Origin of the sequence: Pseudomonas sp. MPC6 (assembly GCF_006094435.1) — a bacterium.
In the GTDB taxonomy this organism is placed as follows: domain Bacteria; phylum Pseudomonadota; class Gammaproteobacteria; order Pseudomonadales; family Pseudomonadaceae; genus Aquipseudomonas.
Genome location: NZ_CP034783.1, coordinates 2,905,942 through 2,918,056 on the forward strand (window position 1 = coordinate 2,905,942; position 12,115 = coordinate 2,918,056).

A 12,115-nucleotide genomic window follows, 5' to 3' on the forward strand; every position below is an offset into this window, starting at 1 on the left:
GCCTCTCGGCCAACTGATTACAGTTATGTATAGACCCGATTAGAGCGTACTGTGAGAAGGGGTGGCCGGAAACATGGTCGCTCCACCTTTAAGGTCAAGGGGGATCACTGCCATGCTCCACATCGGACTCATCGTCTACCCCGGATTTCAGGTGCTCGGTCTGGCCATGTGCGCCACCTTCGAGTTGGCCAACACCGCCGCCGACGAGCCGGTCTACCGCATGTCCTTGCTGTCCGAGCACGGCGGCACGGTGCAGACCTCCGCCGGGTTTGGCGTGGAGACCACGGCGTTCGACCAGCGCTCGTTCGATACGCTGCTGGTGATGGGCGATAACCTGATCCGTCCGGTGGCTCCCGGCATGGTGGCATTCTTGCGCGGTGCCAGCCGGACCACCCGGCGCCTGGGGTCGATCTGCACCGGTGCGATCGCGCTGGCCGAGGCAGGTTTGCTTGATGGCCGGCGCGCGACCACGCACTGGTGTCACGCTCCGGCGCTGCAGAAGGCGTATCCCAAGGTGAAGGTCGAGGATGACCGGATCTTTATCAACGACGGCAATGTCTGGACTGCCGCAGGGATGAGCGCCTGTGTCGATCTGGCGCTGGCCTTGGTGGAAAAGGACCTGGGCGCGGAAATTGCCCGGCGGGTGGCGCGACAATTGGTGGTGTACCACCGACGGGCAGGCGGGCAGTCGCAGTTTTCGGTGATGCTGGAACTGGAGCCCAAGACCGATCGCATCCAGGCTGCGTTGACCTACGCCAAGCAGAACCTGAAGTCTGCGTTATCGGTCGAGGCACTGGCCGGCGCGGCCAATCTCAGCCCTCGGCAGTTCAGTCGCGTATTCCATGCCGAAACCGGGCAGTCGCCGGCCAAGGCCATCGAAAACCTGCGGGTGGAAGCGGCGCGCCTGATGATGGAAACCGGTCGCCACCCCATCGACGTGGTGGCGACCGATACCGGGTTTGGTGATCGTGAGCGGATGCGGCGGGCGTTTATCCGGGCTTTCGGGCAGCCACCGCAGGTGATTCAACGGGCCAATCGCGGATGATCTCCGTCAGTACAGCGTGATTCCCCTGTAGGAGCTGGCTTGCCAGCGAAGACGGTGGGTCAGTCAACATTAATGTCACCTGATACGCCGCCTTCGCTGGCAAGCCAGCTCCTACAGGGTAGTGGTGTCCTGAAAGGTGGTGTATTTGACATTTCAGCCGTAATATTATTAGCGTAATTTTAATCTCGTTGGAGTCCACTGTCTAATGAGATCACCGCCATGACCCTCGTAAAAGCCGCCGCCGTACAAATCAGTCCCGTTCTTTACAGCCGTGAAGGCACTGTCGACAAAGTGGTGCAGAAGATTCTCGAACTCGGTGACCAGGGCGTACAGTTCGCCGTGTTCCCGGAAACCATCGTGCCTTATTACCCGTACTTCTCGTTCGTGCAGTCACCGTTCCAGATGGGCGCCGAGCACCTCAAACTGTTGGATCAGGCCGTCACAGTCCCTTCGGCCGCCACCGAAGCCATCAGTGCCGCCGCCAGACAGGCCGGCGTGGTGGTCTCCATCGGGGTCAACGAACGAGATGGCGGCACCCTGTACAACGCGCAGTTGCTGTTCAATGCCGACGGCACGCTGATCCAGCATCGGCGCAAGATTTCTCCGACTTATCACGAACGCATGATCTGGGGCATGGGCGACGGCTCGGGCTTGCACGCCACCGACAGCGCGGTGGGCCGCATCGGCCAACTGGCGTGCTGGGAACATTACAATCCGCTGGCCCGTTATGCCTTGATGGCCGATGGCGAACAGATCCATGCGGCGATGTATCCGGGGTCGTTTGCAGGGGAGCTGTTCACTTCGCAAATGGAAGTCAGCATTCGTCAGCATGCGCTGGAATCGGCCTGTTTCGTGGTCAATTCCACGGCCTGGCTGAACCCTGAGCAACAGGCGCAGATCATGGCCGACACGGGTTGCCCCATCGGTCCGATTTCCGGTGGTTGCTTCAGCGCCATCATCAGCCCGGATGGGGTGGTGTTGGGGGCGCTGACCGAAGGTGAGGGCGAGGTGATTGTCGATCTCGATATGGGGCTGATCGATAAGCGCAAACGGATGATGGATTCGCGTGGGCATTATAGCCGGCCGGAACTGTTGAGCCTGCTGATCGACCGCACGCCGACGGCGCATGTGCATGAACGCAGTGCACATCCGAAACTGGCCGCAGTGCACCAACCGGAAGAGGTGTAATCAGCGCTGCCAGTTGAAGGCGGCCTGATTCCGCGGATGTACCCGGCCCCCTGTAGGAGCTGGCTTGCCAGCGAAGAGGCCGTGTCAGTCGACATAAATGCCGTCTGTCACGCCGCCATCGCGAGCAAGCTCGCTCCCACAGGAATCGCGGTGTACACGAATATCGCAAGCAAGCCCGACCGGACTTACAATTCCTGACCCAAAAAGATCAACGTATTGCCATGGGCCTCAGCCGCCGCGCGCTGGTTGTAGCTGTCACGATGCGAGCAGTTGAAGCCATGTTCGGCCTCCGGGTACACGACGATTTCCACGTTGTCGTTGTTCTCGAAACGCTCGGCGATTTTCTCCACGGCGTCCAGCGGAATGTGGCTGTCCTCTTCACCGAAATGCATCAGCAGCGGCACGTCGATCTCATCGGCGCGTTCCAGTTGGTTCTGGATCCCGCCGCCATAATAGGCAACGGCCACGTCCACCAGCCCATTCGCGGCGGTGTGATAGGACAGCAGGCCGCCAAAGCAATAGCCGATAGAGGCGATCCCGCCGTCCAGGCCCGGCTGGGCTTTCAATGCGTCAATGGCCAGTTCGATGTCTTTCTGGGCCTTGCCGACGTCGGTGGCGTTCATCAACTCGACGGCACGTTTCCAGCCGGCTTCGTCGTAGCTCAGTTCGATGCGCTGGCCGCTGCGCCAGAACAGGTCCGGTGCAATGACCAGGTAGCCGTCGGCAGCGTATTGCTCGGCGACCGAGCGAATGTGCTCATTCACGCCGAAGATCTCCTGGATCAGCACGATCCCCGGACCCTTGCCGGTATGCGGGATGGCCAGGTAAGCGCCGAATTTACCCTCGGCGCTGTCGATCTCGATCCATTGGGTGGTCACGCTCATGATGGCTCCTGTCTACACAAGTGAAGTGGGAAGTGAAGCTTGCCACGGTAACATTTCAACGAGAGTTGTGACGCCAGAAGAATCTCGCCAGCAGCGCATCGACGCTGAGCTTGCCGGCGCCAGAGAGTAACAGCGGCATAAAGGCCGCCAGGTAGATCAGCGGCAGCTTGAAGTTGCCGTGCCCCTTGTCGCTGATGGCGTAACCCTGGGCAAGCTCACTGAATGTAGACCAATCGGCCGGCCAGTGAACGGCGGCGGTCGCGACGAGGGTGACCACGATCAGAATGAAGGCGGAAACCCGCGTCCCCAGGCCGATCAACAGGGCGAGTGCGCAAATCAGTTCGGCCCACATCGACAGTTCCCAGTTCAACGTGGCCGACACGTGGTTGAACGGAAATGGAAAACGATCCTGGATATCGGCGAACCAGTTCTGGCCATTGAATTTTTCCAGGCCGGATTCGAAGAACTCCCAGGCGAGGAACACCCGCAGGGTCAGGGGCGCGATCCAGCTACCGGTACGGTCGAGGTTCAGGTGCAGGCCTTTGACGGCCGTAGAGAGTGAGGTGCTCATGGACGAGATCTCCGTTCAGTCAGGAATATGGGCAACGGCCGGCTTAGCCGATCGAGAGGCACATTTCATCAAGCCGGTGTATCTGCGATGTGTCTTTGCTGGCGGGTAATAGCGGCGGGGTGTGTCGGGAGGGGGGCTGTACACACTGTGATACTTGGCGGATTGACGACCCCGGTCGGCTACACAGGGCGCTCAGGGGTGGCGCTGATGACGCTTCACTGATTTTGCTATACATTTTGCAACCGCCCATTACATGGTGTAACCGATTCATGTCTCTTGCGCTCGAACGTCTGGTTGCTGGCACCCCGATCCCTTTCGCCGGTAACCGTGTCACGGTGGTCAGCCCCGAACTGGCAGCGCGCTTCCAGCCCGGTGACCACTTGCTGGTGGAGCAGCTCAGCGGTGAATTGTTGCTGATTCCCGTGGCGGACCAGCAAGCGGCGACTGTCGCGATCGAACGGGCGCAAGCGGCATTCAAGGCGATGTCCGCGGTATCGGATCAGGCGATCGACGCGTTCTTCGATCTGTTCGCCCAACGCCTGGAAACCCCGGATTGCTGGGCCTTGATCGAAGCCGCGAACCTGGCGGACATCGAACGGGCCAAGGCGCGCGGACGTTCCACCACGCGCCTGCTGGCCGATGAGCGCATGCGCCGCGACATGATCGCCGGGCTCAGGGCCTGGCGCGATGCGCCGGCCACCCGGGGCAAGGTGATCAGTTGCACCGAGCATGACGGCTGGAAAGTCGAGCAAGTGGTGTCGCCCCTGGGCATCGTCGCCTTTGTCTTCGAGGGCCGTCCGAACGTGTTCGCCGACGCGGCGGGCGTGCTGCGCACGGGCAACACCGCGGTACTGCGCATTGGTAGCGATGCGTTGGGCACCGCGCAAGCGATCGTCGCCCACGCGCTTAATCCGGCACTGGCCGACGCCGGGTTGCCGACTGGCGCCGTGTCGCTGGTGGAAAGCGTCAATCACGCCGCCGGTTGGGCGATGTTCGCCGATCGACGCCTGTCGCTCGCCGTGGCCCGTGGTTCGGGCCGGGCTGTCAGCCAGTTGGGCAGCATTGCGCAACAGGCCGGCACCGCCGTCAGCCTGCATGGCACCGGCGGCGCCTGGCTGATCGCGAACCAGGACGCCAATGCTGAACGCTTCGCCGCCGTGGTGCGCAATTCCCTGGACCGCAAAGTCTGCAACACCTTGAATGTGTGCCTGATCCACCGCGACCGCGCCGTTGAGCTGGTGCCGCTGTTTCTCGAGGCGCTGCGACAGGCCGGCGTTGCGCGGGGCCAGGGCTGCAAGCTGCACATAGTCGAAGGTAGCGAGGCGTACTTGCCGAGCGAGTGGCTGACCGCGAGTGTCGAGGTGTATCGCGCCGAAGGTTATCAATCCGAACCTTTGGCCGAACCGCTGCCCGAAGATCAGTTGGGCCGCGAGTGGGAATGGGAAGAAACCCCGGAAGTCAGCCTGAAGATCGTCGAGGACCTGGACCAGTCCATCGCCTTGTTCAATCGCTACAGCCCGCAGTTCACCGTGTCGTTGATCAGTGACGATGCCCAGGCTCAGGAGCGCTTCTACAACGCGGTCAACGCGCCTTTTGTCGGCAACGGCATTACCCGCTGGGTCGACGGGCAATACGCGCTGAACAAGCCGGAACTGGGCCTTTCGAACTGGGAGAGCGGTCGTCTGTTCGCGCGTAGCGCCATTCTTTCCGGTGATGGGGTATTCACCATTCGCAGCCGCATGACGCAGACCGATCTGTCGGTCAAACGCTGAATCGGCAACGGCGGGCCGCACTATAATGAAGGTATGTTCGTGTGGCGGAGGGTTGCACCATGAAACGTCATTCCTTTGAGCATTACTCTCATAACCTGGAAATGGTCGCGCATGACGCGTGGATTACCACCCGGGTGAAATCGGCGCTGGCAATGGCCAAACCGGGCCTGGGCCTGCATATCCATGTCAAGACCCTGGCGGGCAGGGTGCTGTTGAGCGGACTCGTCGACACCCATAGAGAGTGTGAGCAGGCTGTTGCGCTGGCCCGCTCGGTCAATGGTGTCGTCGACATCGATGCCAGTGGCTTGCAGACTCATGTGTTCCGGCCGGGAAGTGTTCCAGGTGCGCCCGACGCCGAAGAGGGCACCGAGTATCGGCCACCCTCATCACGGAAGATGGACGACAAATGATCTGCGCGATGGCCTGAGTGCAGCGCTCCCCTGAGCCGGGGCGCTGCAGTGTTCGTTGCGCGGACCGCACGGGTTCAAGCCACTTCGGTCGCTTTGCCATAAACCGCACAGAGGGTCGGGTGCTCGGCCAGCGGCACGAACGTGCGGCGGCCGCCATCCAGGGCATCGATCGAACCGGTTTCGATGTCGTAGACCCAACCGTGCAAATTCAGCAGGCCTTTTTCCTGGGCCAGCCGTACGCTGGGATGCGTCTGGATATTGGCCAGTTGGGCAATCACATTTTCCCGCACCATTGAACTTACTTTCGCCGCGCCACTGGCGTGAGAGCGGGATTCATTGATGACTTTTGCCGACTCGGCGTGTTGCAACCAACCGCTGACGGCCGGCAGGTGATCCATGCAGGTGCACTGGGCTACGGCGGTCATGGCACCGCAATCGGAGTGACCGCAGATCACAATGTCAGTCACACCGAGCACCGCGACCGCATATTCGACCGTGGCCGATACTCCGCCTGGGTGCGGGCTGTACGAGGGCACGATGTTGCCGGCGTTGCGGATAACGAACAGTTCACCGGGCTCTTGTTGGGTCAGTAATTCCGGCACGACCCGGCTGTCGGAACAGGTGATGAACAAGGTGCCGGGATGCTGGGTGGTCGCCAGGTGTTTGAACAGGTCGGTCCGTTGCGGAAAGACCTCGTTCTGGAACTTTAAAAAACCTTCGATGAGCGCTTTCATACTGATGTTCTCCTGTGGGGCTCGGGGTCGGCCCGCACATCGGTGCGGGCCGGTATCCACTTAGAAAGGACGCAGCGGCAGGAACTTGCCGTCGAGGGTAATCACCGCGCGGGAGCCGCCTTCCGGATCCTCGACCTTCTTCATGTCGAGCTTGAAGTTGATCGCACTGATGATGCCGTCGCCGAATTGCTCGTGCACCAGGGCTTTCAAGGTGGTGCCGTAGATCTGGATCATTTCGTGGAAGCGGTAGATGGTCGGATCGGTCGGGATGCCCGAGAGGCTGCCACGCAGGGGAATGATCTGCAGGCGGGCCACGGCGTCGGCGTCCAGGTCGAGTTTGTCGCCGATCACGTTGGCGGCGCTTGCCGGCAGCGGGTGCTGGCCGAGCAGGGCGGCGGTGACGTAGGCCAGGCCGAGGCCGGTACCCTCTGCCAGGTCCTGCCACGACAGGTTTTTACGCGCCTTGGCATCCAGGATCGAGGTAGTCAGGGCCAGACTCGGGTCGTTGTAAGCGTGGGACTGTTGCATGGGGATTCTCCTGTCAGCGTTGCGTTGCTTGGGTGTGGAGCAATATTCGGCTGATTGATCCATAGCGTCCAAGACCGATATACAATGCAATCCATAAGTACTGCCTATAGATAGGAATGCCCATGCTGCTGCGACATCTGCGCTATTTGCTGGCGGTCGCCGACCACGGCGGCTTCACCCGCGCCGCCGAGGCGCTGCACGTCTCCCAACCGACCCTGTCGCAACAGATCCGGCAACTGGAAGAAACCCTGGGCGTGAGCCTGTTCGACCGGACCTCGCGCACAATCAAGCCGACCGATGCGGGCCAGGCCTACATCGAGTGCGCACGTCGGGTATTGGTGGAGCTGGAGGCGGGCAAACGGGCGCTGCACGACGTCAGGGATTTGTCCCGTGGCACCTTGCGACTGGCGATGACGCCGACCTTCATGGCGTACCTGGTGGGGCCGTTGGTGCGCGATTACGTGGCGCGCTATCCGAACATCCATCTGCAGATTTTCGAGTTGTCGATGGACGATATCGAGGCCGGACTGGTGGATGACTCACTGGATATCGCCATCGCGTTTAACCAGGTCAGGCATGCCGACATCGAGGCGATCCCGGCGTTTACCGAGACCCTGGGGGTGATGGTGGGACGCGATCATCCCCTGTACGAAAGCCAGGCGGCGTTGTCTGCCGGGGAGTTGGCGCGATTGGAGTTTGCATTGCTGACCACGGATTTCGTCACCCGCAATCGCATCGATGAGTACTTCGCCCTGGAGCAGATCACACCGAAGGTGGTGATCGAGGTCAACTCGGTGAGCACCTTGCTCGAAGTGATCCGGCACACGGCCATTGCTACCATCCTGCCGGAACCCATTGCCAGCCAGGACCGGGCGTTGCGCAAAATCCCGTTGCTGGGGGAAGCGCCCAGGCGAGGTGCTGCGCTGCTTCGGCGCAAAAACAATTATCACAGTGCGGCGTCGGTGGCCTTTATGGAGCGGGTGTTGGCTGCGGTTGCGGATGAGTCGGCGAGGTCAATCATCCACTGACTGGCACACGCCGTTGGGTGCCTTGCCGGTCGAGGACACGGTCACGGAGTCGTCATCGGCGAGGACGATATAAATCGTGACGCCCGAACCCTTGGCTTCGAAGCGACGATCGTCGATGGCTTTGGTGGTGGCTTCCTTCTCGTTGATCAATACGGGGCCGTCCTGATCGGCGTGGACGACAATTGTCCCGGGGCAGTCCACATCGAATGAGGGAATGCCAGGGATGCTGTTGGCTTGGGCAGCATTGGTCATGACCAGCAACACCAGGAATGTCAGGGTACTTTTCATCGCAAGTCTCCAGGGACCAACAGCGCATAGGGTTAACGATAGCTTTGTTTTGCTGCGCACGAGACAAACAAAAAGGCCCCGCTCGATTTGACGAGCGGGGCCTTCTTCATTGATGGGGTGTCCCCCAGGGAATCAGTAGAACCGGTCAATCACCCGAACTTCGTTGTGGTTCTGCATCGAGGCCCACGCCTGTTTCAGCGTTTGCAGGACATTACCGATGAAGTCCTTGTCGGCCGCGGCTTTCTTGCCGACATAACCCTGGCCACGACGGTACATCTTCAGTCGGGCGAGCAGGTTCTGGTTGTTGCGGTCGAACTCGGCTTCATGGGCATGCGGCGACAGGCAGTCGATATGCACTTGGCCCGACTTGCTGATCCACAGGATATGGCTGTCATGGCTGTCTTTTTGCGCCGCGAACATACGAGCCAGTTCATCGATAGTGGGTTGATTGTTCAGATTCATAATTAAGCCCCTTGACCATTTGGTGATCTTTCAAAGTTGATTCGCTAATACAGGTAGCCCATCGGTTAGTTGATCCCTGGCACCGAAACCAGGACGTCAGCGGTCGACCGACAAAAATGACGGGGTCCGCGTCTGTTGCATGTAGTCGTGTTGAATAACTGCTACGCAATTGCGTCACAACGAAGAGAAGCAGCGAGAACCTTCAGGCCACTGCCGACGTTTTCAGGGTCGGCCACAAGCTTCATGAGGATTGATCGCCAGCGCTTCTCGCCCTTGTACTGGACGTTCAGGCCAGGTCAGCTTCTTCAATCTGCCTTGTGGGCAGCGTGTATCCGGGAAAAACAGCTCGGCGGTCAGACGAGCTTGCTCAAACGTGTTGCCTGTACTCCCGATCGGGGAGACATCTGCATCATGCAAGGGCAAATCGGAGGCGTCAACGGTTTTGTAGTGAATATTTTTGCTCACTACATATTGTCGGACAAAGTGGTTTTGGAATTAGAAAAATCAGTGTGGCGGGCGTTTGGAGGAGGGGGCGTCGCTGGAATCGCCGGGATCGCAGCCTTCGGCAGCGCCTACGAGACCGGTGCAGGCGTTGCCGAAGGTTGCGATTTTTCAAAGCGGTAAAAGGTACAAGGGTAACCACCCACCGGCCGCTGATGCACCGTGAACTCACCGCCCGCGAGATCGGGCATCACCTTGGCCCAGAACTGCCGTGCCGGCTGGTTTGCGTCGATGTGGAAAATCTGCCATTGACCGGGGAATTGGTGCAAGAGGGTGGAAACGACAAATTTCGCGACGCCTTGGCCACGAAAACGTCGGCTGACAAAAAGGTAGCCGATGTTGCAGTGGGCGCCGGGTAGATGGACGACATCATCCACGGTCACGAAACCGGCCAACTCGTCGTCAACCTTGATCAGGAATGGCCGGGTCGCGGGATTGCGCCAGTAATCCAGTAGGGGCTGGATGTCGAAGAAGCCGTGCCCGCCGAGCTTCAGCGGCAGCCACTCGCTGAAATCATGCAGGTAGAACTGCATCAGGTTTTCAATCGTTTCCAGTTCGTCGCGTCGGGCGGCGTGCAGTTCTATTGAAAACATGGGACGTGGCTCCTGATCCGCTGATGCAAGCCTGATACTGGGCAAGCATAGATCGAGCTTTTGGGACGGCTTCGCCGTCCAGCGGGAGCAAGCTCCCTCGCCACAGGACTGTGCGTGGCCCTCAAGCCTTGCTCGCCGGTTTCGCCGTGCGTCTGGTGCCTGTCGACGGCTTGCGCTTGGCGGGTTTGCGTTGGTTTTTCCACGGCGTGGCGCCACGTCCGGCCGGGCTTGCCGGCCCGCTGATGGTCAGGTTCAGGCCGGCGCAGCGGGCGACTTGCTTGCTCATCCAGGCGGCCTGTTTGGTGACGAATTCTTCCAGGCTCATTTCACCGCTCTGCACCATGTCCAGCGCCTGTTCCCAGATCGCCGTGGTCCCGGGATCGGCGATGGCGCGCGGCACGGCATCGATCAGGCTGAACGCGGCCGGGGTCGCGGCGAGGGCCTTGCCGTGCTTGATCAGGTAACCGCGGTCGAGCAAACCCTGGATGATCGAGGCCCGGGTCGCTTCGGTACCGATGCCGGTAGTGTCCTTGAGCTTTTGCTTGAGCTGCGGATCTTCCACCAGTTTGGCGACGTTCTTCATCGCCTTGATCAGGTCGCCTTCGGTAAACGGCTTGGGCGGTTGCGTCCAGAGGTCCTTGAGCTTCACCTCGGCCACGGCGCAATCGCGCCCTTCGGCCAAGGCCGGCAGGGTTTGCGGCACCGGCGCTTCGCGGCCCTTGGCCGGGGCAAGGGCCTCGGGCAGGGCGCGTTTCCAACCGGGCTCGACAATCTGCTTGCCCACGGCACGCAGGGCCTCGCCGGCACAGTCGAAGTCGGCCTGGGTGCGGTCGTATTCGTGGTTGGGCAGAAACTGCGCCAGATAACGCGCGCGAATCAGCGTGTAGACCGCCCGCTGCTTGCCCACCAGTCGCTCGAGGTTCTTTGCCGCGGCGGTGGGAATGATGCCGTGGTGAGCGCTGACCTTGGCATCGTTCCAGGCCCGTGAGCGCCGCTGAGGCTGCAGGTGATCGTTCAAGGCGTTCAGCGCCGGGTCGGCCTGCCTCAGCGCTGCCAGGATGCCTGGCGCTTCGCTGTGCTGGCTCAGTGGCAGGTAGCCGCAGTCGCTGCGCGGGTAGGTGATGACCTTGTGGGTTTCGTAGAGCGCCTGGGCGATATCGAGGGTTTCCTGGGCGCCCAGGCCCAGCTTCTTCGAGCAGACCTCCTGCAAGGTACCCAGGTCGAACGGCAGGGGCGCCACTTCGCGCATCCGCTCGGTACGCAGCTTGATCACCCGCGCGCTCGCCGCGCTGCTCATCGCCGCCGCCGCTTGCTGTGCCAGCGCCTGGTTCAGGCAGCGGTCCTGATCGTCGCACGCGTCGGAGGCCGCCCGCCATTGCGCGGTAAACGCGGTGCCGTCGTGCAGCAGCTGCACGTCGATGGCCCAATAAGCGACCGGGACGAAGTCGGCAATGCTGCGGTCACGATCCACCACCAGGCGCAGGGTCGGCGTCTGCACCCGGCCGACCGGCAAGACCCCCTGATAACCGGATTGACGCCCCAACAGTGTGAACAGTCGACTCATGTTCATCCCGATCAACCAGTCGGCCCGTGAGCGACCCAGTGCCGAATGATAAAGACTGAAGGTCTCGGCCCCGGGCTTGAGCGCCGCCAGCGCCTTGCGGATCGACGCATCGTCCAGCGCCGACAGCCAAAGCCGCCGGATCGGCCCGCGATAACGACAATGCTCCACCAGTTCCCGGGCGATCATCTCGCCCTCACGGTCGGCGTCGGTGGCAATCACCAGTTCGGTGGCCTCGCCAAGCAAGCGTTTGACGGCCTTGTACTGACTGGCGGTACGGGGCTTGACGGTCATCTTCCACTTCTCTGGAATGATCGGCAGGTCCGCCAGTACCCAGCGTTTGTAACGGGCGTCGTAGGCGTCCGGCGGCGCGGTTTCCAGCAGATGGCCGATGCACCAGGTCACCGTGACGTTCGTTCCCAGCCAACAGCCGTCGCCGCGACGCCTGGCGCCGAGCACGGCCGCGATGTCTTTGGCCTGGGAAGGTTTTTCACAGAGATACAGCTGCATGGCCACCGTCGTCGATCAGTGTTCGAGAGGTGCACAGAAT

Annotated in this window: 14 protein-coding genes; 6 read left to right on the forward strand and 8 right to left on the reverse strand. The window is 61.1% G+C overall.

Features of this window, described 5'->3' with window-relative positions:
* Positions 1-112 precede the first annotated feature (112 nt).
* Together ELQ88_RS15590 and ELQ88_RS15595 are read left to right on the forward strand one after the other, a co-directional pair.
* Positions 113-1,045, forward strand: coding sequence for a GlxA family transcriptional regulator (locus tag ELQ88_RS15590; RefSeq protein WP_138966136.1), 933 nt, complete (start codon positions 113-115; stop codon positions 1,043-1,045).
* A gap of 219 nt (positions 1,046-1,264) precedes the next feature.
* Entirely contained in the window at positions 1,265-2,233 is a 969-nt protein-coding gene (locus ELQ88_RS15595) for a nitrilase-related carbon-nitrogen hydrolase (protein ID WP_138966137.1), read from the forward strand.
* Between the two features lie 185 nt (positions 2,234-2,418).
* On the opposite strand, the gene ELQ88_RS15600 is transcribed toward ELQ88_RS15595, so the two are convergent.
* Positions 2,419-3,117, reverse strand: a complete 699-nt coding sequence (locus ELQ88_RS15600; RefSeq protein ID WP_128869594.1) for a dienelactone hydrolase family protein — start codon at positions 3,115-3,117, stop codon at positions 2,419-2,421.
* A 55-nt stretch (positions 3,118-3,172) separates the two neighbouring features.
* Positions 3,173-3,688: a DoxX family protein gene (locus tag ELQ88_RS15605; protein WP_128869595.1), complete on the reverse strand. Its 516-nt coding sequence runs from the start codon at positions 3,686-3,688 to the stop codon at positions 3,173-3,175.
* A gap of 269 nt (positions 3,689-3,957) precedes the next feature.
* On the opposite strand from ELQ88_RS15605, the gene ELQ88_RS15610 reads away from it, so the two are divergent.
* Complete coding sequence (locus ELQ88_RS15610) at positions 3,958-5,460, forward strand: aldehyde dehydrogenase family protein (protein WP_138966139.1); 1,503 nt, start codon at positions 3,958-3,960, stop codon at positions 5,458-5,460.
* A 59-nt stretch (positions 5,461-5,519) separates the two neighbouring features.
* Positions 5,520-5,870 carry a BON domain-containing protein gene (locus ELQ88_RS15615; RefSeq protein ID WP_138966141.1) on the forward strand — a complete coding sequence of 117 codons (351 nt, stop codon included), beginning with the start codon at positions 5,520-5,522 and terminating at the stop codon, positions 5,868-5,870.
* Positions 5,871-5,944: 74 nt separating this feature from the next.
* On the opposite strand, the gene ELQ88_RS15620 is transcribed toward ELQ88_RS15615, so the two are convergent.
* Together ELQ88_RS15620 and cynS are read right to left on the reverse strand one after the other, a co-directional pair.
* Positions 5,945-6,604, reverse strand: a complete 660-nt coding sequence (locus ELQ88_RS15620) for a carbonic anhydrase (protein ID WP_138966143.1) — start codon at positions 6,602-6,604, stop codon at positions 5,945-5,947.
* 60 nt (positions 6,605-6,664) lie between these two features.
* The gene (gene cynS / locus ELQ88_RS15625; RefSeq protein WP_138966145.1) at positions 6,665-7,132 is read right to left on the reverse strand and encodes a cyanase; all 468 of its coding nucleotides are present in this window, start codon (positions 7,130-7,132) and stop codon (positions 6,665-6,667) included.
* 122 nt (positions 7,133-7,254) lie between these two features.
* On the opposite strand from cynS, the gene cynR reads away from it, so the two are divergent.
* Entirely contained in the window at positions 7,255-8,160 is a 906-nt protein-coding gene (cynR, locus tag ELQ88_RS15630; protein ID WP_128869600.1) for a transcriptional regulator CynR, read from the forward strand.
* Here cynR and ELQ88_RS15635 read toward each other — a convergent pair.
* Together ELQ88_RS15635 and ELQ88_RS15640 are read right to left on the reverse strand one after the other, a co-directional pair.
* Entirely contained in the window at positions 8,146-8,448 is a 303-nt protein-coding gene (locus ELQ88_RS15635) for a hypothetical protein (RefSeq protein ID WP_128869601.1), read from the reverse strand. The two genes, cynR and ELQ88_RS15635, sit on opposite strands and share 15 nt — an antisense overlap.
* 132 nt (positions 8,449-8,580) lie before the next feature.
* Entirely contained in the window at positions 8,581-8,910 is a 330-nt protein-coding gene (locus ELQ88_RS15640) for a hypothetical protein (protein ID WP_128869602.1), read from the reverse strand.
* A gap of 243 nt (positions 8,911-9,153) precedes the next feature.
* On the opposite strand from ELQ88_RS15640, the gene ELQ88_RS15645 reads away from it, so the two are divergent.
* A complete protein-coding gene (locus tag ELQ88_RS15645) occupies positions 9,154-9,534 on the forward strand; it encodes a hypothetical protein (RefSeq protein WP_138966147.1) in 381 nt (126 codons plus the stop codon).
* Here the strand turns inward: ELQ88_RS15645 and ELQ88_RS15650 are convergent.
* Positions 9,483-10,004: a GNAT family N-acetyltransferase gene (locus ELQ88_RS15650; RefSeq protein WP_138966149.1), complete on the reverse strand. Its 522-nt coding sequence runs from the start codon at positions 10,002-10,004 to the stop codon at positions 9,483-9,485. The two genes, ELQ88_RS15645 and ELQ88_RS15650, sit on opposite strands and share 52 nt — an antisense overlap.
* A 121-nt stretch (positions 10,005-10,125) precedes the next feature.
* Entirely contained in the window at positions 10,126-12,075 is a 1,950-nt protein-coding gene (locus tag ELQ88_RS15655) for a DNA topoisomerase III (protein ID WP_138966151.1), read from the reverse strand.
* Positions 12,076-12,115 lie beyond the last annotated feature (40 nt).

Excerpts from the sequence above, each read along its gene's own strand:
- ELQ88_RS15650 (WP_138966149.1), bottom strand. The coding sequence starts at position 10,004 with ATGTTTTCAATAGAACTGCACGCCGCCCGACGCGACGAACTGGAAACG.
- ELQ88_RS15600 (WP_128869594.1), bottom strand. The coding sequence starts at position 3,117 with ATGAGCGTGACCACCCAATGGATCGAGATCGACAGCGCCGAGGGTAAA.
- ELQ88_RS15615 (WP_138966141.1), top strand. The coding sequence starts at position 5,520 with ATGAAACGTCATTCCTTTGAGCATTACTCTCATAACCTGGAAATGGTC.
- cynR (WP_128869600.1), top strand. The coding sequence starts at position 7,255 with ATGCTGCTGCGACATCTGCGCTATTTGCTGGCGGTCGCCGACCACGGC.
- ELQ88_RS15645 (WP_138966147.1), top strand. The coding sequence starts at position 9,154 with ATGAGGATTGATCGCCAGCGCTTCTCGCCCTTGTACTGGACGTTCAGG.
- ELQ88_RS15655 (WP_138966151.1), bottom strand. The coding sequence starts at position 12,075 with ATGCAGCTGTATCTCTGTGAAAAACCTTCCCAGGCCAAAGACATCGCG.
- cynS (WP_138966145.1), bottom strand. The coding sequence starts at position 7,132 with ATGCAACAGTCCCACGCTTACAACGACCCGAGTCTGGCCCTGACTACC.
- ELQ88_RS15595 (WP_138966137.1), top strand. The coding sequence starts at position 1,265 with ATGACCCTCGTAAAAGCCGCCGCCGTACAAATCAGTCCCGTTCTTTAC.
- ELQ88_RS15640 (WP_128869602.1), bottom strand. The coding sequence starts at position 8,910 with ATGAATCTGAACAATCAACCCACTATCGATGAACTGGCTCGTATGTTC.
- ELQ88_RS15605 (WP_128869595.1), bottom strand. The coding sequence starts at position 3,688 with ATGAGCACCTCACTCTCTACGGCCGTCAAAGGCCTGCACCTGAACCTC.
- ELQ88_RS15610 (WP_138966139.1), top strand. The coding sequence starts at position 3,958 with ATGTCTCTTGCGCTCGAACGTCTGGTTGCTGGCACCCCGATCCCTTTC.
- ELQ88_RS15590 (WP_138966136.1), top strand. The coding sequence starts at position 113 with ATGCTCCACATCGGACTCATCGTCTACCCCGGATTTCAGGTGCTCGGT.
- ELQ88_RS15635 (WP_128869601.1), bottom strand. The coding sequence starts at position 8,448 with ATGAAAAGTACCCTGACATTCCTGGTGTTGCTGGTCATGACCAATGCT.
- ELQ88_RS15620 (WP_138966143.1), bottom strand. The coding sequence starts at position 6,604 with ATGAAAGCGCTCATCGAAGGTTTTTTAAAGTTCCAGAACGAGGTCTTT.